Origin of the sequence: Anaerostipes rhamnosivorans (genome assembly GCF_005280655.1) — a bacterium.
Classification (GTDB): Bacteria; Bacillota; Clostridia; order Lachnospirales; family Lachnospiraceae; genus Anaerostipes; species Anaerostipes rhamnosivorans.
In genome coordinates this window covers 1,232,564-1,256,321 of record NZ_CP040058.1, presented here as the reverse complement: position 1 = coordinate 1,256,321, position 23,758 = coordinate 1,232,564, and the positions used below count along the sequence as shown (strand labels likewise).

Genomic DNA, 23,758 nt, shown 5'->3' with positions numbered 1-23,758 from the left:
TTCTACTCCTTACAGCAGAGGCGCCAGAACACGGAGTACACTCTGCATCAGACGCTTCACCATGTTGCCCTGGCATTTTTCTTTGGTAATCATCTCACACTGCGTAAAGGTCTTCAGCATGTCGATCTTGACTTCCGTGACTGCCAGACAGTGGTACATAAAGACGCCGTTCTCAAAATGCAGGTAAAGACTCCGGTAATCCATATTAATAGTTCCAACCGTTGCGATAACGTCATCACTGACAAAACATTTGGCGTGTATAAATCCCGGTGTATACTGGTATACTTTAACCCCAGCTTCTACAAGCTGGGCATAATAGGACTGTGTCAGCAAAAAGACCGTCGGTTTATCCGGAATTCCCGGGGTGACGATCCGCACATCTACCCCTCGTTTAGAAGCCAGACAGAGGGCTGTCATCATCTCGTTGTCAATGATTAGGTACGGGGTATAGATATATACATACTCTGTAGCCGCATTAATGATGTTCAGGTAAACGTTCTCCCCTACCGTCTCTGTATCCAGCGGATTATCCGCATAAGGCTGGATAAAACCGTCATCTACAAACCGCCCTTCATGATGGCCGTGGGGCACAAACATACCGTATCCTTCATCCGTTTTTCGGATAGCATTCCACACCTGTAAAAACATCACGGTAAAATTCCAGACTGCGTCCCCGATCACCTTAAGGCCTGCGTCTTTCCAGTAGCCAAAGCGTTCCTTCCGGTTAATATACTCATCCGCCAGGTTAAGGCCTCCTGTATAAGCGGTGTGCCCGTCAATGACCACTACCTTCCGGTGGTCACGGTTATTCCATGCCGTTGACACCAGCGGAATGATCGGATTAAAGGCCACACAGGAAATACCGTACCGCTCCAGCTCCTTGTAATATTTATAAGGAAGCAGATCCACGCAGCCCACATCGTCATACATAAATCTGACTTCAACGCCGTCGTCCACACGCTCCTTCAAAATATCCAGGATCGTGTTCCACATATAGCCTTCTTCCACGATGAAGAATTCCATAAAAATATAATATTTCGCTTTTTTTAAGTCCTCGATCATTTCCTCAAACATTGACTCCCCTGATGGGTAATACTTTGCGGAGGAATTCTGATAGATCGGGTAACCGCCTGAACTCTCAATATACTTGGCTTGAGTTGCCGCCTGGGGACTTCTCTGTTTTAAGTTGTACATGACACTGTCATCCTGTGGCAGCAGAAAATCTGTCTCTTGCAAAGACCTTTCCAACTCAAGCCTCAGCTTCCTGGCCGGCTTCTTATTGCCCAGCGTCAGATAAAGCAGTCCGCCGAAAATAGGAAAGATCAGGATCGGGATCGTCCACGCCAGCTTGTAGGCGGGATTTTCTTCCTTATTTACTATATAAACGACCACAGCGATGCTGACAAGCTGAAGACACCATTCGATGGGCTTTGAATGTTCTCCGATGATCTGAGCCAGCCAGATCAGCCACAGGATCTGCAGCACAATGACAACGCTGACGACCACCAGCCTGCGCAGCAGGACCTTCAGCAGTTTCGATATGCCCTTTTTCATCACTTTTAAAAACTTCATAATCCCTCCTGATGTCTAATCATTCTCCCAGCGCAGCAGTGTGCAGCCTTCCGCAGGAATTTTCTATACAGAACAAGGTGGGCAAGCCCACTTCATCTACCCAGCCCCTCAAGTGCCCGTAGGGCTTTTTTGTTCCATAGGGAGGTTCAGAGAACTTTCCCATGGAATAAAATAAGACCAGAAAATTCTGGTCTTACTATTCTATAATGATTTAAGGAACGGTGTCAAGAAGGCTTCTTGTCCTTTTTATATCCAGCCAAAATGCTCACAGGCCTTTTTAATGCCGTCGTTGACATTGGTGTCCGTCACATAGTCTGCCTTGTCCTTTAATTCCTGGCATCCATTTCCCATGGCGATGGAAAACCACTGAGGGCTGAACATATCCAGGTCATTGTAATCGTCTCCAAATACTACAACATCCTCCAGCGGCCCATTTAAGTGCTGCATCATCTTGACGATGCCTTCTCTTTTATTGTCCGGCTGGAACATCAGATATTCCGGCTCAAACCGGAGATTTCCGATCAATTCCTTTGTGGTAAGAGCATCTTCTTCCTCTTTTGGGATCGCCACATAAATCTTATAAAAATCCTCGACCTCATGATAATCCATAGTGTCATCAATGATATAGCGGGTCGGTTCTTTTCTTTTTCCCACCTGCCGTAAAAACAGGTCATTGGTCATGTATACATCCTTTGTGTCGTCCACGGCGATACACCAGCCATATCCGAGCTTTTCTGTCTCTTCAATGATCTTAATGCATCCTTCTCGGTCCAGAGGAATGTTTTCCACAAATTTGTTGTCAATGACAAACCCGTTTCCCCCGTTGCATACCATGTTCTTAAATCCATTGGACTGGATGAACAGATCTGCCTTATAGTGGGCTCTTCCCGTGGCAATGGCTACAAAATGTCCGTTTTCTTCCAGCTTTCTCAGTGCCTCCAGTGCACTGGGCACTACCTGATTTGTCGAGCGGTCGGTCAATGTTCCGTCAATGTCAAAAAAGCAATATTTCTTTTTCATAAGTACCCTCCATCTTGATATATTTCTCCTTCAAGTATGCCCCAGCACTTAAGGCTTGTCAATGATTTTAGGCGACTTCATGAAGCCTGACATCATACATCCTCCGGCCGCTCCGGCTGTCAGAACCTCTTCTATATTAAGTGGTGTAATACCTCCGATGGCATAGACAGGGATGGATACCGCCTGGACCGTTTCTCTTAAGAACGAAAGGCCTCTGGGCGGAACCCCTTTCTTGCAGTCTGTCTGAAAGATATGTCCTGCGATGACAAATTCCGCTCCCATCTGCTCTGCTTCCACTGCTTCCTCCACCGCATGAATGGAAGTGCTCACATGAGAAAACTCATCCATCTTGCCCAGGCTTTCCCGAAAGACAGAAAACGGCAGGTGAATGCGGTCTGCGTGAAGCTTTCTGGCCGCCTCCAAGTGACCATGCAGGGTAAGGGATGCCCCCTCCCTGCGGCAGATCTCCATGCACTCTGCGGCCAGCTGCTCATAAGCACGTTCATCAAGATCTTTTTCCCGCAGGAGGATGGTCTTTAATCCCTGTCCGGCTAAAATGCGGATGACCTCTAAATAATCCTGTAAACAAAGCTTCCTGTTGGTCACTGCGATCCATTGTGTGTTCATTCCTCCTCCGTTTCTAAACCCTCACATAGTCCGTATAAATTCCCTGCATCCCCCGATGTCCGAGCATCTGGACTACCTCATCCACACTTCTCGGATCGGAGATCATAAATTGTGCGTCACCCTTCTCCTCTTCCTCGTGTCCGCCGACTCCCGTGCTGACTCCCGCGGAGATTTTGGTTGCTGCCATGCCTACCACGTTGTCACGGAATCCTGCCCGCTCCCTTGTGGAGATGGTGATGCCCGCAAACGGCATAAACAGACGGTGGGCCAGCATCACCTGAAGCAGCTGTTTTTCATGGACATCTTTGGCATCGTTTGTTTCGTTATTTTTATACGGTCTCAATCTTGGTACAGAAAATGATACCTCCGCCTGGGGATATTTTTTCTGCAATAGTGATGCATGGATGCCTGAGGCGAATGCATCCTTTCTGAAATCATCGAGTCCCAGCAGGGCGCCGCATCCAACCCCTCTCATTCCACCCAGAAGCGCCCGTTCCTGGGCATTGAAACGATAGGAGAATACCTTTTTCGGCCCGCTTAAATGGACCTGGTCATAAGTTTTGGTGTTGTATGTCTCCTGATATACGCTGACAAAATCAGCACCTTTTTTATGGATATATTCGTATTCATCCACATCCATCGGGTAGACTTCAATGCCAATGGTGGAAAAATACTTTTTGGCCAGTTCCACTGCATCTCCGATGTACTCCACACTGGACGCCGTTTTGGACTCTCCCGTGAGAATCAGGATTTCTTTCAGCCCGGTCCTTGCGATGGCCTGGTATTCCTTTTCGATCTCCTCCATGGAAAGCTTTGCTCTGTGGATCTTGTTTGTACAGTTAAATCCGCAGTATACACAGTGATTCACACAGTAGTTGGCGATATAAAGGGGAGTAAACAGACAGACGCTGTTGCCGAAGTGCTTCATAGTCTCTTGCTTGGCCCGTCTTGCCATAGGCTCCAAAAACTCCATGGCTTTAGGGGACAGAAGAGCCTTATAGTCTTCCACATCAATGGTATCCTTGGAAAGCGCCGATGCTACATCATTTCTGGTATAACTGTTATAGTCATATTCCTTATATTCTTTCAGTACTTTATCTAATATTTCCATGATCCTAGTCCTCCAAAAATCCTGTCAGCGGGGAAGACGCATCGCTGCCCTGATTAAGCACTCGCCCCAGGCCTGCAAGGTAAGCTTTTCTTCCGGCATCCACTGCCATTCTGAATGCCCCTGCCATAGCCGCTACGTCGTTTGCCGTGGCCACCGCTGTGTTTGCCAGTACGGCATCTGCTCCCATCTCCATTGCCGCACATGCCTCAGACGGTTTGCCTATGCCTGCGTCCACGATCACAGGAAGGTCGATATTCTCAATGAGCATCTGTATAAAGTCTTTGGTGAGAAGTCCTTTGTTGCTCCCAATCGGGGCCGCCAAAGGCATGACCGCAGCGGCTCCCGCGTCCACAAGATCCCTGGCAGCATTCAGATCAGGGCTTATGTATGGCAGCACTGTAAATCCTTCCCTTGCCAGAATCTCTGTGGCTTTGACAGTCTCATTATTATCCGGCATGAGATATTTTGTATCCCGGATCACTTCGATCTTAATAAAATCCCCGCATCCTACTGCCTTTGCCAGCCTTGCGATCCGTACTGCCTCCTGGGCGTTCCTGGCACCGGACGTATTTGGCAGCAGAGTCACTGTATCCGGTATGTACTCTAAAATGTTGCTGGATCCGGCCTCTTTCACCCTCCGCAGAGCCATGGTAACGATCTGGGCATCTGCCGCGCTGATCACCTCAGCGGTCTTTTCAAGGCTGAACTTTCCGGTTCCAAGCAGAAACCTTGATGTAAATTCTTTTGTTCCGATTTTTAATGTATCTTTCATTTTTATACCTCTTTTTCTCCTAAGATCAATCGTATCGCCATATTTGCCTCATGTCCGGCACAGATGTTTACTCTTGCGGCGGTCAGGGATTCTGTCTTTGAGATCCCGTGGACGCCATCCCCGCACACATAAAGGCGGTTCATTTTCTTGTCCGTCCGGATTAGATTGGAGCTGTAGGAACCCGCCATCCCGTTTCCTGAGATCAGTACAGATCCAGGCAGCCTGGATATGACCCCGTTTACCAGCACGGCTTTGGATTCCGGCGTGTCAAACGCCTCACATATGACCGGATAGGGTTCAAACAGCTTTTCTACATTTGCCTCCGTGACCCTGCCGTCAAACGTCTCCAGTTCCATCCAGGGATTCACCTGCCTGATGAGTTCTTGGATGGCATCTGTTTTTTTCATTCCCATCTGAGGGATCGTGTAAGCCTGCCGGTTTAAATTGGATGGGTCCACTGTGTCAAAATCAACAAGAAACAGCTTTTTAACCCCTGTCCTCGCAAGCATCAGTGCGATATTGGAGCCCAGGCCTCCAAGTCCTGCCACGGCCACACATCCCTCTTTGAGCTTTTTCCTCACTTCCGGTGTCTGGCGCCTGGTCAGCTCAAGTTCAAACTGTTCTCTTGAAAGCATCTCATCCACCGCCTACGAAGCTGACGATCTCCAGAGTGTCCGCCTCTGAGAGTATGATCTGTCCATACTCCTGCTTCGGGGCAATCTGCCCGTTTCTCTCCACCGCGATGTGCTTTAAATGATAGCCCTCCCCCAGAAGAAATTCTTCCAGAGTCTGAACAGACTCAAGCGGCATTTCCTTTCCATTGACACGCATGATGATTCTCCTTTCTTTTTCAAGAGCTGACAAACAAAGAACAAAGTGGGCGAGTGCGCATCCCACGGAGCGTTTTTGTTCCATAGGGGATTCCTTAGGAATATTCTATGGAACAAAAAAAGATGAAGCGTAAGCTCCATCTCTGTGTTCTATCGATTGAAAACTCCCTACGCTAGTGCTAACTAACAGGTTCCATGAATCTTCAGGTTATACCTTCCTCTCAGCCAATAACATCGGCTCTCCAGTTTTACTTGTTTATGAAATTTTATCAGACAGAATCTATGATCTGTCTTACGAGAAATTATTATAATCCTGTTTCCCCAAAAAAACAAGAGAAAATTTTGCTGTTCACGCCGGTTCCAATACCTCTTGCGCCTTTTCCTGTCCAACAAAGCTTAACTGTGATAAAAAGAATACATCATAACATTTGCTTTTGTTTCAGTGGATCTACATGGTTGGACAGTAAATAGAAAAAATGCTTTTTCATTTGATTCCAGTACGAACATAGTAAACTGAATTCGTTAATGATTGTCCCCCAATGGTTAAACATCGTTGCTATAAAGAAGTACATATTCCTTAGTTCAAAAATAATCTTTTAGTAAAATCTGATGAAACAAAGTTGAATCTCCTCCATCTGCTTGGACAAAACAGATGTTCATGATTTCAGGCCGTCCTGAAGAACTCCTCAACCAGTTCTTACAGGATGGCTTTTTCGTATCATCAGCGCCGGAAAACCTCTTGTCCGTGTATATACTTGGCCATGATGTGCTCATTTTGGCTTAAATACATAGCCCTTTCCATCCGCTGTTCCATGTCCGGGTCAAGAGCGGTCTTGATCGGTGTGTCGTTAAGCACCACAGCATCAAACTCACAGCCCTGTTCAAAACTTCCGACATTTCCAAAAAAGCTCCCGCCCCCTTTTGTCCCCAGATAAAAAGCTTCTGATGCGGACAACGGCTTTTTGTCCTGGTCCAGATATCTCCAGTACATCTTGGAGACCTGTACCGCATCGGTCATCACCCGCAGAATGGAGAGAGAGGCACCTCCTGCCATATCCGTCCCAAGGCCCACATGCAGGCCTTCTTCCATCATTGCCCGTACCGGAGCGATGCCGGAGGACAGATTCAGATTTGACTGTGGGCAGTGCGCGACGTAGACGCCCCTCTTGCTCATCAAGTCTCGTTCCTCTTTTCCTGAATAAACACAGTGGGCCATGACAGTTTTTCCATGATTCCCAAACATCCCGAAATGGTCATAGGCATCTCCGTAAAATTCTGACCACGGAGCCAGCTCCTTTACCCATTCTACCTCTCCCGGATTCTCCGAGAGATGGGTCTGCATATACAGACCGGTCTTTTTCTGAACTTCTTTAAGCTGCTCCATCAGACGGTCAGAACAGGTCGGCAGGAATCTCGGTGAAAGGATGGGACGAATCCCCGTTCTGTCCTTCACGGATTCATACCAACTCCATGTATCTTGTACGGATGTATCTGCATCCTTTTCCTTGTAGTAATCTGGACAGTTCCGGTCCATATTGACCTTCCCAGCAAAACCTCTCATCCCCGCTTTCTCAAGCAGATCCATCAGCAGCACCGTAGCTTCTCCATGGATCGTGGCAAAAACATTGACTCTAGATGTGGCGCTCTTTCTTAAATCATTAGTGAATATCTCATATGCTTTTTGCGCGTATTCCAAATCACCGTACTTAGCTTCTTCGGGAAAGGTATAAGTCTCCAGCCAGGAAAGCAGCTCCATATCCATTCCCATCCCCCTAAACGAATACTGGGGCGCATGGATATGTAGATCGCAGAGTCCCGGGAAAATAAGTCTTCCGCTGTAATCTAAAACACGGATACCTGAAAACCGTTCCGGCAGTTCCTTCCATATGCCGCTCACCATTCCGTCTTCACAGACTATATAAGAATCCTGTGCTGACTGAAACTTTTCAGGTGTGGGTGTAAAAATAATATCTCCTTTTAAAGCAAAATTCTTCATGATAATAACCTCCAGTAAGTAGGAACAAAGTGGGCAAGCCCACCTCATCTCCCCAACCCCTCACTCTTTGAGGGGCTTGACAACTTTGAGCACCAAATGCGCTTTGACATAGTCAAATGATTTCCTTACGCATTTGTGTGCATAGTGCCCGCAGGGCTTTTTTAATCCATAGGGAGGTTCGAAGAACTTTCCTATGGAAGAACAAAGTGGACAGGCCCACTTCAACACCCCAACCCCTCACTCTTTGAGGGGCTTGGCAACTTTGCGCGCCAAATGCGATTTGACGCAGTCAAATAGATTCCTTACGCATTTGTGTGCATAGTGCCCGCAGGGCTTTTTTATTCCATAGGGAGGTTCGAAGAACTTTCCTATGGAATAAAAAGAGTTATTCCCTTTTGATAAAAGATCAAAGGGAATAACTCATAGTCCGGCTTTCGGAAGCCTGGTAGAAACTCCTGGGCCGTTATCCCAGGAATATATAAGTCTTTGGTGTATTCATTACAAAGTCATCATATCAAAGTACATTTCTGCTGTCAATCACCTCTTTGGTGTATTGGCTCAGTCTTCTGCTTCCTGTGCCTTTTGCTGTTTCTTTCGCTTGGTCATCAGGCCGCCGATCCTTCCGGTCTCACTGGCAGAAAGTGCTTTCCAGCCTTCCTCCCTGACCTTGTCAGCCAGTCCGATCTCCACTGCGATCTCGTATTTTAAACGCTCATCTTCCGTCATTTCTTCGTAGGATTTTTCCATAAAATCTTTTTCTTTGGACATCATGTACTCCTTTCTTCTTATCCCTCCGGCTCTATGCCGGTCATATATTAGGATAACCAAAGAAAGGCCTAATCATTCATCTGTTCTATCACAATATGTCCTGATTCATTCTCACTTACTTTTATCTTATCTTTCACTGTTGAGATGTTTGATGTGCCTGCCAGCAACGTTGCGGCCAGGGCAAATGTTAAACTCTTCTTCATCAACTCTTCTACTGAAAGCGTTGCATTCTCTGACATGGTCATCACTCCTTTTCTTCATGTCTGATTCCTTCTTTGCTTTCCATGTCCTAATGATAACAGAGAATTGTGACTTCCCTATGCCCAGTTTCTTAAAATTAGCTGATATTATGTAAAATAATTATAAACTAATAGCCTTCCTCAGAGGAACTGAGTAAATGTAACATTCTTTGACTCTTTTTTGCTCCATCTGTTCCAGGGCTTTTTTATAATACTGCAGCTGCGTGCGGTACCTGGAAACGAGGATTTCTTCCTCTCCCGGCTTTACCCTGTCTGTCTTGTAATCCACCAGGACCAGCTCTTTTCCTTCTTTAAAATATAGGTCGATAATACCCTGAAGCACAACATAGTCATCGCTTTTGGCCTCTGGCTCCATTTCTCGGAACTTGACCCCCATGACAAACTGCGCTTCCTTATAATCTTCCTTTCTTTCCGCTGCCTTTTTGATTCTCTGTCCCAGGTCTGACTTCAAAAATGCCATGATATCATCCCTGGGGATCAAGGTCTCCATACCTTCCTCAAGTTTGCCTTCTAAAGCCCACTGATGGACTTGTTCTTCCAGCAGTTTTGGCGTATATTCCGATGAAAAATCCAGAAGCTCCATGACCTTGTGGACCGCCGTTCCCCGGGAAGCTTTAGAAATCTCTGCTTCTTTTTTTAGGAATTTCGGATAGAGCGGCTCTGTTTCCTGCTGGGGCCGATATGCTTCGGAAGGTTCTGCGGCCTGGGACATTCTCTTGATCTCCGACACAGAGTACTTAAGCCTCCCGTCTCTTTCCAGCTCATATGGATATTGGTAGGCAAAGGCACGTTTCATATCCTGGGCCTCCTCTGTCCCCGCCATGGATTCCAGTGCATCCGTCAGTATTCCCTTGTCTCTGTAGGATGTAAAGACTTCCTCCACGCTGGCCAGTGCCACATCTTCCTCTGATAAAAAGCGGATCTCCAACGGACTTTGATCCATATGTCCGGCAGCCATGAGGAGCCATTCCAGATAAGACCGTGCATTTAAAAGATCCACATAGGAGATGGCGCTCCCCTCTCTGAACTGATGCCGGCTTCCCTGGACCCCTGTCATAATCAGCTTTTCTTTGGCTCTTGTAAGAGCCACATACAGAACCCTCAGTTCTTCCCCTAAAGAATCTTTAATCAGCTGTCTTGAGATCATACCTTTCATAATGGTCGGTTGTTTCGTCCTCTGCCTGATATTTACAAGATCCGGCCCTATAAAATAGTCCGGGTGGAACAAAAGGCTTCCGCTGGTATCCCTTAGATTAAACTTCTTATGGGTTTTGGAAAGAAACACAATAGGATATTCCAGCCCCTTGCTCTTATGGATACTGGTGATGGTGACCAGATTATCATTACCATTCAGCGGATTGGCCTCGCCGAAATCCATGTTGTATTCTTTACACTGTTCCATGTAGCGAATAAAATGAAATACCCCCTTATAACGGCTGGCTTCATAAGACTTAGCCTGTTCCACCAGCATTAAAAGGTTGCCCTGGCGTTTGGCTCCCTGGGGCATAGCGCCGGCATAATGATAATATCCGGTCAAGTCAAAGGCCATCCAAAGCAGCTCATGGAGGGACAGATAGGTTTTTGCCTCCCTGAGTTTTTTAAGCACTGACAATGCCTTTGCGGCCTTTTTATGATCCTCCGGCGTCTCTTTAAGACAGTCATACAGATGTATTTTCTTCCCATCAAGTTTCAGCCTTGCCAGGTCTTCCCCTGTCATACCGATCATCGGCGAACGGAGAAAGGCGGCCATTTCAATATCCGCATACAGATTGTCCACCACTGTGAGCAGACTTAAGACCACACGGACCTCCACTGTATCAAAATATCCACTCTGACTGCTTGAAACAGCCGGGATTCCGGCGTCCATCAATACCTCCTGGATCTTTTCCGCATTTCCCTTGACAGAGCGCAGGAGAATGACAATATCCCTGTACTCTGCTTTCCGGTAGATCTCGTTGCCCTTTTCATCATGATCCAGCACCATCTGGGGTGAAGGTCCGTCCACCAGTTTCCTGATCCGGTCCGCGATCATCCTTGCCTCCAGAACATCTTTATCATCCTCAGAGGCCTCCGCCCAATCCCTGCCCACCAAAAGCAGTTCGGCGTTTCCGCCTGTACCTTCTGCCTCTTCATAAGGGAAACTCGGAACCAGTGCCACATCCTTGGTATATTCGATATTTCCAAGAGTGGTGTGCATAATCTGATAGAAGATATCATTGACGGTGTTAAGAACCTCCCTGCGGCTTCTAAAATTGTTTCTCAGTTCTATGAGCTTTGCATTCTTTCCGTCCCGCTGATAGCCGTGGTATTTTTCAATGAAAAGTTCCGGCCTTGCCAGACGGAAACTGTAAATACTCTGCTTGACATCCCCCACCATAAAGACATTATTTCCGCCAAGACTTTTCATAGACACACTCTGCAGAATCGCGTCCTGAAGAAAGTTGCTGTCCTGGTATTCATCGATATAGATCTCATGGTAATATTCTGCCTTTTCTCTGGCAATAGCGCTGACAGCCGGATTCCCCTTCTCATCAAAGCCTTCTGTCAAAAGTTCCAGAGCCAGGTGTTCCAGATCGCTGAAATCCAGCAGATTATCAAGCTTTTTCCGGTCCATAAAACGTTGGTAAAACCGCTTTGTTAGGTCTATAAAACCTTCCATAGGCTGGCGGACCATACGAATCTGGCGGATGATCTCACTTTCCGGTTTATAAAAATAGCTGCCTCTGATGGAGTCGATCAGATCATACGCCTTCTTTCTCAGTTCCTTACAGTCATCTTGAAGCCGGACGTCAATGACATCGTCCTTTTTCTTTCTCCCGTTCAGACGTGGTTTAGAAAAAGAAAGAAATACATTTCCGAATTCCTCATAAGTCTCTGCCGCCTGAAACTGCTCCATCGCTTCCAGATCTTTAGATAATGTGGGCAGATAAAAGTAAGGGCCCTGTGGTTCCGATGCCGTATCGACTGCCTCTTTTATCACCGCACAGGCAGATGCCGCCACTGCCTTGACATCTTTTAATATCTCCTTCATCCAGACTGCGTGGTGTAGTTCCTCCTTTGTGCGGATCTGAAAACCCTTCTTGGCCTCTGACAGCCAGCCTAAGGGGTCAATGTGGCTTCTGGAGCTCTCATAGAGGCCAAGGACATAGTCCTTGAGCCTGTCATCATTTTTGCCCGGAATATAGCTCTCGATAAACTCTACAAACGCATCACTCTGCTCCTCATAGGCTTCCTCCAGCACATCATCCAGTACCTCCAGCTTCATAAGTTCCATCTGGCCCTGGTCACCGATGGCAAAGTTGGGATCCAGGTCCAGTTTATAATAGTAATCTCTGATCAGGTTCAGGCAGAAGCTGTGGATCGTTGTAATCTGGGCCTTGTGGATCAGGGAAAGCTGACGGATGAGGTGCTCATTTTCCGGCTCCTCCTCCACCTTCTTTTCAATAGCTTTCCGTATTCTTTCCTTCATCTCATTGGCCGCCGCATGAGTGTAAGTTACCACAAGCAGCCGATCCACATCCACCGGATCTTTCTTGGCAGAAATCTTTTCAATGATCCTCTCCACCAGCACCGCCGTCTTTCCAGATCCTGCCGCGGCAGACACTAAAAGGCTGCAATCTCTCTCCGCTATGACCTGCTTTTGTTGTTCAGTCCAAGGCATCGTCTGTCTCCTTTCCTTCCGCTAATATCTGCTTTGCCTCAACAAGCCCAATCTTTGTAAGCTTTCTCGGTTTCGTAAGTTTCGGCTCATATGCGCATATGCTCTTAAACGCACAGTAATCGCAGGGCATTGTCTGGTATTCATAAGGTCTTATAGAAATATCCCCGTCCATCATGGCTTCCCCCATCTGCTTCATCTTTTCTTCCACCTTCTGTCCCAGATTCTTAAATTCAGTGGTATTTAACAGGGCTGAGCCCTTTTTGTAGCCTGTTTTTGTCCTGGTCACTGGCAGGGTTACGATCCCGTACGCATCCTCCTGTTCCAGATGCTCCACAAGCCCGAATTCCTCATTTACCACACCTCTTAACTGAAGATTCTTGAGGACCTCCATCTCCGGCTCCCCGTCCGTCTTCGGTGCGATCACCGGGTCATCCACATGAAAATAAAACATACCGGCCGGTATCATCCGTTTTTCAGGGTGCTTTTTCCCTTCCAGTTCCAGGATCGCATTCATATACACAACCAGCTGTACCTGCAGGCCGTTCAATATCTTGGTAAAATCAAACTGCATATTTCCGGATTTATAATCAATGATCTTCAGATAGAGATTTTCATCATCCTCATAACAGTCCACCCGGTCGATCACCCCAGTAAACTTCATTTTCGTTCCGTCCTTTAAGGCAAGATTTGCGCAGGACAGGCCGTCATCAGCAGAAAATCCCAGTTCATATTCATACGGGGTAAACTCCCCCCTCTTAATCTGCTGCTCTACCGCCCAGACCGCCCTCTTTGCCATCCTCTTGATCCGCTCCTTTGTGTACCGATTCCGGCTGCTGCTCTCAAAGATCTCTTTCTTATCCGGATCTTCATCGAGGGCCCGCTCCACTAAAGAGTCCACAAAACGGTCCCGTTCCTCGTCACTTTCCCAGTCCCAGCTCCCTTCCTCTCCCACAAACTGGAGCGTCCGGTGAAACACCTGTCCCATATCCATGGGAAGGATCTCATGGACCAGCCGTTCTCTGAGTTTCAGCCCGTACTGGAGAAAATGGGCAAAGGCACAGCCTGAAAACTTTTCCACACGGGTCACACTATTTTCCAGCTCTTTTCCATAAAGAAGCGACGTCAGATGCCTGTCCAAGTTTCCTTCCTCATTGTGATAGAAATAGGCGTCCAGATACCGGGCGGCCTGATCCATTTCTTTCAAAACCTCATAGATGGCCGCCATTTCCTGTCCAGGTTCCTGCTCATCTAAATCCTGCAGCAATTCAATAAACCTCTCTTTTGCCTCATTCACAGAATAAACTGCATCCCCGGCTGGATCATCGTCCCTTTTAAGCCTCGGGAATATTTTTTCGATTCTCCCTAAAATATAGGAAGGAGCTTTGCTGTCGCCTGACGGGTCCATGGAGGAATAAGTAAGAAAAAGTTTATCTTCCGGCTTTGCCATGGCAAGATACAGATAATACTGTTCCATATAAGCCTGGTTTGCCGCTCCGGGTGCCAGAGAAATTCCTGCTTTTAATAGCTTTTCTCTCTGGGAATCCGTCACAAGACCGCCGCCGGAGGATGGTTTCGGCACCACCCCCTCATTCACGCCTGCAAAAAATAAAACCTTCACGCCTTCCACTCTGGTCCTCTCGATATCACCTACGATTACCTGATCCAGGCCAGGAGGAATAACACCCACGCTCATCTCCGAAAGCCCAGTCTCTAGAACCGCGCAAAACTCATCAAAAGACAGCTTTTCCTCTCCAAGGATAGCCGCCATCTGGTCCATGATATTTAGGACCTCACCGTAGATCTGTTCGTAAGTTTTCGCCAGTGCCAGAAAACCTGCAAGCTCAAACTCCTCCTTCTTTTTCTCCATCTGTCCCTGGATGTCCAGGGTGAGGAAAAAGTCATGGAGGCAGGTGAGTCTTTCCAGCACCGTGATCCCCCGTATTTTGATTCCTTCCTTTAACGGTCCGGTCTCCTTCATAAAAGCATCCCTGGACTGGTTGATCTGCTTCATCTCCTCCTTGGAAAAAGCCCGGCTCTTAAAGGGCCGGTTCCATCTTGCATAGCCTCTGATGCCTGCGGCCACCACATAATTCTCTAAAAGATCCGTCTCTTCCGGGCCCAGAATAGAAAACCCGGATTTCAAATATCGGAACACCATATCATAGGAATAATCCATCTGGATCATTTTAAGGACCGACAGAATCGTCTCCACACAGGGATTGTTTCGCAGCGCCCTGTTTCCGTCAATAAAATAGGGAATGCCGGAATCGGCAAAGCACTTTTCAAGCTCGGGCTGGTAGGTCTCCATATCACCGGTCAGCACGACCATATCTTTGTACCGGTAACCCTCTTCCCGTACAAGCCGTTCGATCGAACTTAAGATAAACCGGCTTTCCTCTTTCGGATTTTTAAGCCTGCAGATCCTTATGTCCTCTGTCTCTTTTCCGTATACATGGAACGGATACCGGAACAGATTTTGTTCCAGATGGCGCAGTTCTTTAGAGCCCATGGTCTTTGGGGTTCGCACCACATCAGGCAGTACTCTGACTCCCTGCTCCTTTGCCATCTGCTTTAAATGATAGATTTCCTTCTTTGGCAGTGCAAACAGTTCATATTCCCTGTACGGCCCTCTTAATTCTTTTTCATCAATTGTAAACGCCGCCACGACTTTCTTTGCATAAGGCAGCAGCCTTTCTAACACTTTATTTTGTATGGGGGTAAACCCCGTAAATCCGTCAATATAGATCACTGCATTTTTAAGCTTCTTTGATTCAGTGATCTTCTGTGCCAGCACGTCAAGCAGCTGTTCTGACACCAGATACCGATCCTTCATATACTCTTCAAACTTGTTAAGCACCAGGACAATATCTTTCATTTTAAGCGTCAGACTGTCCTGATCCTCAAAGGCTTCCAGTGCCTTTCTAAGCTTTTCCAGAGAAACATCGTACTGATAGGTCTCCGCAAAAAAGGACTTCATCTCGTCAATAAAACCCTGCTTCTCCATGCTGGAGCCGAACACTAAAAGGTCCTTTCTGCATTCCCCCATGACCTTTCTTATGACCATGGATTTCCCCTCATCTGCCAGAAGCTCTTTTGGGATATAAGACAGCTCCTCGAACACCCGGTACGAGAGGCGGTAAAAACCAACCACATCGATGTTCATAGTACCGTGGCTGGGATGTCTTGTGACCAGCTCTCTCTGTGCGTTTAACGTAGACTGGTCCGGGACCAGAAAAAAGAAATTGTCGTTCCTGTTCTCCATGGATTCCTTTATCATCTGTTCGTAGATATAACTTGTTTTTCCTGTCCGGCCTGCGCCCAGAACACATTGCAATGCCATCGGCTACCTCCTGTCTTGTCATCTTTTTGGATGGATTCTATTATACATGAAAAACTCTGCCTGCTCCACAGACAATTCCTTCTGTTTTCTGGCGGCTGAATTCTTAACATACGAAAAATTCATATGCCACTCATAGGAGCAGGCCCGCTGTCATATTCTTATGTATGGACAAAAAAACATCGATCAAAAATATTTTATTTCTTAGATACAAATAGTTCTATTCTGCCTGTCCAGACCATATACTATAATAGAATCTTTTTAGGAGGACCCTATGTCAGCAAAAACGAAAATCGTCGTGTTTAAGGCGAAAGAACTAATCTATACCGGCATCTTTGTCTTGCTTGGAATCTTGCTAATCCTGCTTTTGATTTTTATGTTTGCTCCGTCTAAGGAACATAAGAAGAGCACGGAGACGATGGAGTACATAGAAGGGGTATATTCCTCTCCTCTTACACTGGGAGAAAATGAGCTGGAAGTGGAGGTCACAGTCAAGGACAACAAAGTTAATAATGTCGCTTTAAAGCATTTAAATAAAAGTGTCAAAACCATGTATCCCCTGATCGAGCCGGCCCTCGGTGAGATCAACAAACAGCTTCCCAAGGTAAAATCTGTCGATGACATTCAGTTTGACGACGAGAGCCAGTACACCAACACCATTTTAAAGCAATCCATCAAAAATGCCCTGAAACAGGCACAAAAATAAGGATCTTTGCTCATGGAATCCTTATCATCACATAAAAACAGCCATCACCGCAAAACCGGTCATGGCTGTTTTTACGTCCTTCCTATGTTAGTGCCCTGCGAGATACTGTCCCTTCTCCTGCCAGTGTTCCTCTCCCTTTTCGAGATCAAATACGATGATACCCTCTTCTCCTGCTTCTGATACCTTTGAGTGGTCTTCTCCGGAGCCAAGGCGGATCTCTCTGATATGGACCGTCGCTGCCGCAAGGCCGTTGCAGTCGTAAAGCTCTGCTTCCTCACCTTCTTTATGCACTCCCTTTACAAAGGATACAGACATCAAAAAGCGGCCGTTCTCTCTGTAGATTCCCTCCACATAGGAAAGACTGCCGGCCTCCTGATGGAGCCGGTACACTCTCTCTTTTCCCTCTTCGTATTCACTGGTCGTATGAACTTTGAATCTGTCTAAAAATCCCATGCTGTTCCCCCGTCTTTTTAAGTTGATTATAATACAACCAGTGAAAAACTCAACGCCCTATTTGGTTTTCCTCCAGAAATTCTCTGAAGTCTTCCACATTCCCCCCAAGTTCCTCGATCAATGGGATGATATATGAGAGTCCTGTCTTCCTCCCATGCAGAGCTTCCGAGATCCTTGGGTAGGCAATTCCCATTCTCTCTGCCAGCTGCCTCTGCGTCAACTCCTGACGGATCATCTCAATCTTCACCCATTTTTCAAAATCCCTGTACGACTTTATCATTCGCCTCTCCTTTCCCTTATCTGAATGTAAGAAACTTACATAAATTATATCTCTATACGTAGAGATAGTCAAGAAAATGGTACAATTTTCCACGGTATTTTGGTTACAACTTCGTTTACACTAAATTTTATCTATGCTACAATAGACGAGTAAATTTGTTACATAAACAGAGAGGGGAAATACATGAAGTTTGCAGAAAATTTAAATGAATATCTGGAAAGCCATGATATTTCCAACTACCGGATTTATAAGGACACTGGTCTGTCGGACAGCCTGATCGGATACTGGAGAAAAGGTAAAAAGCAGCCGACGCTAGAGAATCTGGTCATTCTTTGTGATTATCTGGATGTTTCTATCGACTATCTCGTCGGCAACATTTCCGCCAAAGAAGAAAAACTGCTCCGCTATTACCGCGCCCTGTCTCCGGAAGAGAAGGATGAAGTCGATACCTACATGAATAATTCTGCCATTGACACATAGAATGAAGTGTGGTAGATTATCATTATTAATAATTGAAATGCTTTGAAGAGGAATAGTAAGATATAGAAGGCATCCAGAGAACTGCTGTCTGGTGAAAAGCAGCTGCCCGGTATATGTGAACTCGCCTCTGAGCAGCTTGCTGAACTGTTAGTAGGCAACGCCGGTTCCAACCGTTACATTGGGAAGATATCAGTTTTTTTGACTCGTATCGGTAGTGAGTGCACGCGGTTTATGCGTGAATTAGAGTGGTACCACGGAGAGTACATAACCCTTCGTCTCTATCCAGAAATGGACAGAGACGGAGGTTTTTTATTGCATAGGAAAGCCCTGCGATCCCACTTTGTTCTTTCCGCAGCACCGCCGTATGCTGTTTCATTTTTCACATTTTATGAAGGGAGATTTTATATCTATGAATTCTAACAAATATAAACGCCAATACTTTATGCCCCCGGAAGAGTGTCTTGACTGGGCACGAAAAGAGTACATCACAAAAGCACCTGACTGGTGCAGCGTGGATCTAAGAGACGGAAACCAGGCCTTGATCATTCCCATGAGCCTGGACGAAAAGGTAGAGTTCTTTAAGTACCTGGTGAAGGTTGGCTTTAAGGAGATCGAGGTGGGATTCCCTGCTGCTTCTGAGACAGAGTATACCTTCCTGCGCACTTTGATCGAACAGGATCTGATCCCGGATGATGTGACCATCCAGGTACTGACTCAGGCAAGGGAACATATCATCAAACGTACATTTGAAGCTTTGAAAGGTGCAAAGCGCGCCATCGTCCATGTATATAATTCTACATCTCTTGCACAGAGGGAGCAGGTGTTCAAAAAGTCGAAGGATGAGATCTTAAAGATTGCCACAGATGGAGCTGAACTTCTGAAGAAACTGGCCGGAGAGACCGAAGGAAAGTTCCAGTTTGAGTACTCTCCAGAAAGCTTTACCGGGACTGAGGTGGAGTATGCACTGGAAGTGTGCAATGCCGTGCTGGATGTCTGGAAACCGTCTCCGGACTGGAAAGTAATCATCAACCTGCCTGTCACCGTACAGCTTTCCATGCCGCATGTGTACGCCAGCCAGATCGAGTACATGAGCAAACATATGAAGTACCGGGAAAACGTAGTGCTTTCCATCCACCCTCACAATGACAGAGGCTGCGGCGTCGCTGACACGGAACTTGCTCTGCTTGCGGGAGCGGACCGGGTTGAGGGAACTTTGTTCGGCAACGGAGAGAGGACCGGAAATGTGGATATCGTCACTGTGGCACTCAACATGTATTCCCACGGAGTAGATCCGAAGCTGGACTTCTCCAATCTCCCACAGCTTACAAAGACATATGAGCGCCTGACCCGCATGAGTGTCTACGACCGCCAGCCTTATTCCGGCAAGCTTGTATTTGCAGCTTTCTCCGGTTCCCATCAGGATGCCATCGCCAAAGGCATGCACTGGATTGATGACCGGGATCCGGATTACTGGTCAGTGCCTTATCTGCCGATTGATCCGAAAGATATCGGCAGGGAATACGAAAGTGATGTGATACGCATTAACAGCCAGTCCGGCAAGGGAGGCATCGGCTATGTACTGGAAGAGAACTTTGGATTCCATATCCCAGGCAAGATGAGGGAAGACGTAGGTTATACGGTTAAGGATGTATCCGATAAACAGCACCGGGAGCTGGTTCCGAAAGACATTCTGGACGTATTTAAGAAAGTCTATGTGAATATTGATTCTCCTATCGCATTAAAAGAAGTCCACTTTATCCAGAAAGACGGCGGCATTGAAGCAGAGATCTCCCTTGACAAAGCCGGTGTCCACAAGCTGTACCACGGCAAAGGAAACGGGCGCCTGGACGCGGTCAGCAATGCCATACAGCGCCACAGCGACCTGAATTATTCCATCGTAAGCTACCAGGAGCATGCCCTCAATGTAGGTTCTAATTCCAAAGCATGCTCATATGTGGCTCTCCAGCAGCCAAACGGAACTGTCGTATGGGGTGCGGGAATCCATGAGGATATCATCACTGCCTCCGTGCTTGCGCTGATCAGTGCAGTCAACCGTTTATAATACGTTCTTACAAAATAAAAAGAGCATCAGGCTAAGCCCCTGACGCTCTTTTTTCTCATTGGCCACAATGATCACTTGTTTTAGAGTTTCTTAGTTGTCTGTCACAGTATACTCGATTCCTATTTCTTCTATAGAAGCTGTTCCCCCTGACAGATCTGTCAGTTTCTTTTGGATCTGCCCACATCCGGCTTCCGGTACCAGGAACTCCATGGTCACTTTATCCGTATAATCCGTGTTTAAGACCGAAATGTCCTCTGTACCGAGAAGATACTGAATCTTTCCTGCCGTGGAATAATCACAGCTGGTCCTGAGTCTGTGCCCCAATCCCATAGTGACGGTCCCAGCCGCCTCAACTGCTTCCACAGCCGCCTTCGTATAGGCCCTCACAAGGCCTCCGGTACCGAGCAGCGTACCTCCAAAGTAACGTGTCACAACAATGATAACATTGCATAAATTATTGCCTGTGATCACTTCCAGCATGGGCTTTCCTGCCGTCCCGCTTGGTTCTCCGTCGTCGCTGGCTCTTTGAAGCGGCTGTTCAATGCCGACACAAAACGCACTGCAGTGGTGTCTGGCATCCCTGTACCTGCGCTTCTCCTCCGCTATCACAGCCAGTGCCTCTTCCTCGCTGGAAACCGGCACCGCGATCCCAATGAACTTTGATTTTTTCTCTATGACCAGAGATTCCCCAGTCTTATGAATGGTCTGATACTGTTCTTTCAATCGTTTCCCTCCAACTCCATCGCTGCGTCAACCGCCTCATAAAAAGAAATCGGTGTCACTTCATATTTGATCAGCAGCCGGACGATAGCCTCCGCCTGCGCCCTGGAGGCAAATGCCCCTCTTACCTCTTCTACTTCCAGCACCTCCGGCTTCTTGGTGGTCCTCTCCAGGACCGCACCGTAGATATCCTTCACAGAATCGTTCAGCATATAATAGGATACTACAAATCCGTCCCCATTGCCATCCTCCAAATAATTGGTTCCTAATTTCTCCTTCTTCATCTTTTGTTCCTCCTCTTTTGTAAAAATCTATAACTCTCCTTAAACGTGATTCCAATCATATCCCCCCAAAGCGTCCTGCATGACAGAACAAGGCGGAGCCCTATAAGGTATTGTTTACTTGTTATTTTTTATTTGTTATAATGCTAAACATAGGAGGTCTTACATGAACTTTAACAAGCAAAAAACAGAGCGCAAAAGGGAATCCCTGTCTTCGCCGAAATTACGGCGGGGTTCCCACCTTACGCTTTTTTTCTATAAATATGCACTGGTTGTCATCATCGCCCTGATCGTCACGGCTGCAGGCCTGTCCATCGGATTCATCCGCGGGATCCTCAACAATACCCCGAATATATCCCTGGACTCTATCCATTCAAAAGGTTATATCACCATGATCTATGATAACGAAGGCAATGTGACAAGAAAACTGTCCACCAGTGATTCCAACCGTGTCTACGTCTCTTTGGATGATATCCCGGCCAATCTTCAGAATGCGTTTATCTCCATCGAAGATGTCCGGTTCTATAACCACAACGGCATTGATATGCGCGGTATCGCCAGATCCCTTCTGCTGGGGCTGAAAGAACAGACTCTGGACCAGGGAGGCAGCACCATCACACAGCAGTTGATCAAAAATAATGTTTTAGGGATACAGCCTGAAAAAACCACAATCGAACGCATAGAACGCAAGATTAAAGAGCAATCCCTAGCTCTTGAATTAGAAAAGATCACTTCTAAACAAAAGATCCTGGAAGAATATTTAAATGCTATCAATCTAGGGGAAGGAACTTTGGGTGTGCAGACTGCATCTCAAAAATATTTTCATAAAGACGTATCAGATTTGACATTGTCGGAGTGCACCGTTTTAGCCGGTATCACAAAGAATCCAACAAAGATGAATCCGATCACCCATCCGAACAACAATGCGTCCCGGAGGATGACGATTCTCAAAACAATGCTGGAAGAACATTATATCACAAAAAGTGAATATTCGGAAGCAGTGAATGATAATGTTTATGAAAGAATCCAGAAGATCAACGCAAGGCAGCAGAAAGACTCTACCGCCAATTCCTATTTTGATGATGCGCTGATCCTCCAGGTTGTCCATGATCTGAAAGAACAGCTGGGATATGATGAGACAAAGGCCTACAATGCCATTTACAGTGGGGGATTAAAGATTTATTCCACCCAGGATTCCGGGATACAGAAAATCGCCGACAAGGTGACAAACGACCCGGACAACTATCCGGCAGGCACAAAAGTTGCTCTCTCTTATTCTCTATCAGGCACTGACAAACACGGAAAGGAAGTCAGCTACTCTGAAAATGATGTACTCAGCTATATGAAAAAACATAAACTCGGAAGCAGCCTTATATTTAAAAATAAATCTGCCGCTGAGGAGACTGCCCACAAGTACACAAACTCACTGAAGAAACACGGGGTCAATGTGATCAACGAACAAGTGTCCACCGTGATCCAGCCCCAGATTTCTATGACGGTTATGAACCAGAACACTGGCCAGGTGGAGGCTATCGTGGGGGGGCGGGGCATAAAAGCCGAAAACCTTTCCCTGAACCGTGCCACTAAAACGACCAGGCAGCCAGGTTCCACATTTAAGGTTCTTTCTACCTTTCTGCCGGCTCTGGATGCTAAAAAGATGACCCTGGCCACTGTTTATGACGATGCTCCTTATGACTACCTGGATACCGGACGCCCGGTCCGCAACTATTACAAAGGCTACCGGGGATTTTCCACCATTCGGGAGGCCATCACAGATTCCATGAACATTGTCGCCGCTAAGACCATGGCCGACGTGACGCCGGAAGTATCCTACGAATATTTACAGAAGCTTGGTTTTACCACCCTTGTGGACAATAAGATCACTTCAGACGGCAAGACATATTCTGATCTGAACCAGTCCATGGCTTTAGGCGGCCTGACTTACGGTGTGACCAATCTGGAACTCACCGGGGCTTTCTCTGCCATTGCCAACGGAGGAACTTATTACAAACCCTCTCTCTATACAAAGGTTGTGGACCAGTCCGGCAAAGTGCTGCTAAAATCTTCTTCGTCTGGTACGCCGGTGATGAGGGACACCACGTCATTCCTTCTCACGGATGCCATGAAGGATGTAATAAAGAAGGGAACCGGAAAACCTGCGGCGCTCTCATCGGGAATGCCTGCTGCTGGAAAGACCGGCACCACCTCCAACAATTATGATTTCTGGTTTACCGGATACACTCCATACCACACGGCTTCCGTCTGGATGGGCTATGACCGGAATACTTCCTTTTCTTCCGGAAAACAGCACGAAAAGATCTGGAAACTTGTTATGGATCAGGTGGTCCAAGAAAAAAAGGAAACAAAAAAAGATTTTACTCAGCCTAAAAATATAGTAAAAGCACAAATCTGCACTAAATCCGGCAAGCTGGCCGTAAAGGGTGTCTGTGACCATGATCCAAGGGGAAGTACAGTAAAGACAGAATACTTCGCTCTGGGAACGAAACCGACCAAACCATGTGATGTCCATGTGGCCGTGGATATTTGTAAGGAATCCGGTTATCCGGCTAACAGCGCTTGCCCGGCCAATCAGCTGTACCGGAAGATCTATATCACCAGGCCCAAAGGCAGCCGCGGAACAACGGATGACAGCAAATACCAGATCCCGGACCTTTATGTAAAATACATGTGCGGCCTCCATACACCAGAATAACCAAGCAGAATAGTTCAAAAATAAGAGCGTTTCCGATAGCATAACCGTTATCAGAAACGCTCTTTTATATATATAAAAAGCAATCCCGCCGCCTGGGCGGCATTACTTA

General features: G+C 46.8%; 20 protein-coding genes, 2 riboswitches and 1 other annotated feature. Of the genes, 4 read left to right on the top strand and 16 right to left on the bottom strand.

What is annotated here, in order from left to right:
* Positions 1 to 9: 9 nt before the first annotated feature.
* The 12 genes from cls to AR1Y2_RS06130 form a co-directional block, all read right to left on the bottom strand.
* Entirely contained in the window at positions 10 to 1,572 is a 1,563-nt protein-coding gene (gene cls / locus AR1Y2_RS06180) for a cardiolipin synthase (protein ID WP_137328192.1), read from the bottom strand.
* 246 nt (positions 1,573 to 1,818) lie between these two features.
* Positions 1,819 to 2,592: an HAD hydrolase family protein gene (locus AR1Y2_RS06175; protein WP_137328191.1), complete on the bottom strand. Its 774-nt coding sequence runs from the start codon at positions 2,590 to 2,592 to the stop codon at positions 1,819 to 1,821.
* Between the two features lie 48 nt (positions 2,593 to 2,640).
* Complete coding sequence (locus AR1Y2_RS06170) at positions 2,641 to 3,219, bottom strand: thiamine phosphate synthase (protein ID WP_137328190.1); 579 nt, start codon at positions 3,217 to 3,219, stop codon at positions 2,641 to 2,643.
* Between the two features lie 13 nt (positions 3,220 to 3,232).
* Positions 3,233 to 4,330, bottom strand: coding sequence for a 2-iminoacetate synthase ThiH (gene thiH, locus AR1Y2_RS06165; protein WP_137328189.1), 1,098 nt, complete (start codon positions 4,328 to 4,330; stop codon positions 3,233 to 3,235).
* A gap of 4 nt (positions 4,331 to 4,334) precedes the next feature.
* A complete protein-coding gene (locus AR1Y2_RS06160; protein WP_137328188.1) occupies positions 4,335 to 5,102 on the bottom strand; it encodes a thiazole synthase in 768 nt (255 codons plus the stop codon).
* Between the two features lie 2 nt (positions 5,103 to 5,104).
* The gene (gene thiF / locus AR1Y2_RS06155; protein WP_243118876.1) at positions 5,105 to 5,737 is read right to left on the bottom strand and encodes a sulfur carrier protein ThiS adenylyltransferase ThiF; all 633 of its coding nucleotides are present in this window, start codon (positions 5,735 to 5,737) and stop codon (positions 5,105 to 5,107) included.
* A gap of 1 nt (position 5,738) precedes the next feature.
* Entirely contained in the window at positions 5,739 to 6,017 is a 279-nt protein-coding gene (gene thiS / locus AR1Y2_RS06150; RefSeq protein WP_330554874.1) for a sulfur carrier protein ThiS, read from the bottom strand.
* Positions 6,018 to 6,080: 63 nt separating this feature from the next.
* Positions 6,081 to 6,187: riboswitch (TPP riboswitch) on the bottom strand.
* A gap of 466 nt (positions 6,188 to 6,653) precedes the next feature.
* A complete protein-coding gene (locus tag AR1Y2_RS06145) occupies positions 6,654 to 7,928 on the bottom strand; it encodes an amidohydrolase family protein (RefSeq protein WP_137328186.1) in 1,275 nt (424 codons plus the stop codon).
* Between the two features lie 403 nt (positions 7,929 to 8,331).
* A riboswitch (purine riboswitch) is annotated at positions 8,332 to 8,430 on the bottom strand.
* Between the two features lie 56 nt (positions 8,431 to 8,486).
* A complete protein-coding gene (locus tag AR1Y2_RS06140) occupies positions 8,487 to 8,696 on the bottom strand; it encodes a small, acid-soluble spore protein, alpha/beta type (RefSeq protein WP_137328185.1) in 210 nt (69 codons plus the stop codon).
* 68 nt (positions 8,697 to 8,764) lie between these two features.
* The gene (locus tag AR1Y2_RS17730) at positions 8,765 to 8,935 is read right to left on the bottom strand and encodes a hypothetical protein (protein ID WP_175403543.1); all 171 of its coding nucleotides are present in this window, start codon (positions 8,933 to 8,935) and stop codon (positions 8,765 to 8,767) included.
* A gap of 121 nt (positions 8,936 to 9,056) precedes the next feature.
* Entirely contained in the window at positions 9,057 to 12,617 is a 3,561-nt protein-coding gene (gene addA, locus AR1Y2_RS06135) for a helicase-exonuclease AddAB subunit AddA (RefSeq protein ID WP_137328184.1), read from the bottom strand.
* Positions 12,604 to 15,957, bottom strand: coding sequence for a PD-(D/E)XK nuclease family protein (locus tag AR1Y2_RS06130; RefSeq protein ID WP_137328183.1), 3,354 nt, complete (start codon positions 15,955 to 15,957; stop codon positions 12,604 to 12,606). Before AR1Y2_RS06130 ends, addA begins: the two co-directional genes overlap by 14 nt.
* A 271-nt stretch (positions 15,958 to 16,228) precedes the next feature.
* Here AR1Y2_RS06130 and AR1Y2_RS06125 point away from each other — a divergent pair, with 271 nt between their 5' ends.
* Positions 16,229 to 16,660, top strand: coding sequence for a hypothetical protein (locus AR1Y2_RS06125; RefSeq protein ID WP_137328182.1), 432 nt, complete (start codon positions 16,229 to 16,231; stop codon positions 16,658 to 16,660).
* Positions 16,661 to 16,747: 87 nt separating this feature from the next.
* Here the strand turns inward: AR1Y2_RS06125 and AR1Y2_RS06120 are convergent, their stop codons facing one another.
* Both AR1Y2_RS06120 and AR1Y2_RS06115 read right to left on the bottom strand, forming a co-directional pair.
* Positions 16,748 to 17,113, bottom strand: a complete 366-nt coding sequence (locus AR1Y2_RS06120) for a hypothetical protein (protein WP_137328181.1) — start codon at positions 17,111 to 17,113, stop codon at positions 16,748 to 16,750.
* Between the two features lie 49 nt (positions 17,114 to 17,162).
* On the bottom strand, positions 17,163 to 17,393 hold the full coding sequence (locus AR1Y2_RS06115) for a helix-turn-helix domain-containing protein (protein ID WP_137328180.1): 231 nt from the start codon (positions 17,391 to 17,393) through the stop codon (positions 17,163 to 17,165).
* A gap of 183 nt (positions 17,394 to 17,576) precedes the next feature.
* Between AR1Y2_RS06115 and AR1Y2_RS06110 the strand changes: the two genes are divergently transcribed.
* Positions 17,577 to 17,873, top strand: a complete 297-nt coding sequence (locus tag AR1Y2_RS06110) for a helix-turn-helix domain-containing protein (protein ID WP_137328179.1) — start codon at positions 17,577 to 17,579, stop codon at positions 17,871 to 17,873.
* A gap of 33 nt (positions 17,874 to 17,906) precedes the next feature.
* Positions 17,907 to 18,156 (top strand) — a binding site (T-box leader).
* Positions 18,157 to 18,282: 126 nt separating this feature from the next.
* On the top strand, positions 18,283 to 19,935 hold the full coding sequence (locus AR1Y2_RS06105; RefSeq protein WP_330554824.1) for a 2-isopropylmalate synthase: 1,653 nt from the start codon (positions 18,283 to 18,285) through the stop codon (positions 19,933 to 19,935).
* 90 nt (positions 19,936 to 20,025) lie between these two features.
* Here the strand turns inward: AR1Y2_RS06105 and AR1Y2_RS06100 are convergent, their stop codons facing one another.
* Together AR1Y2_RS06100 and AR1Y2_RS06095 are read right to left on the bottom strand one after the other, a co-directional pair.
* A complete protein-coding gene (locus AR1Y2_RS06100) occupies positions 20,026 to 20,658 on the bottom strand; it encodes a YigZ family protein (RefSeq protein WP_137328178.1) in 633 nt (210 codons plus the stop codon).
* The gene (locus AR1Y2_RS06095; RefSeq protein ID WP_137328177.1) at positions 20,655 to 20,939 is read right to left on the bottom strand and encodes a DUF6514 family protein; all 285 of its coding nucleotides are present in this window, start codon (positions 20,937 to 20,939) and stop codon (positions 20,655 to 20,657) included. The genes AR1Y2_RS06100 and AR1Y2_RS06095 overlap by 4 nt, the downstream gene beginning before the upstream one ends.
* Before the next feature lie 163 nt (positions 20,940 to 21,102).
* Between AR1Y2_RS06095 and AR1Y2_RS06090 the strand changes: the two genes are divergently transcribed.
* A complete protein-coding gene (locus AR1Y2_RS06090) occupies positions 21,103 to 23,649 on the top strand; it encodes a transglycosylase domain-containing protein (protein WP_137328176.1) in 2,547 nt (848 codons plus the stop codon).
* The last annotated feature ends 109 nt before the right edge of the window (positions 23,650 to 23,758 follow it).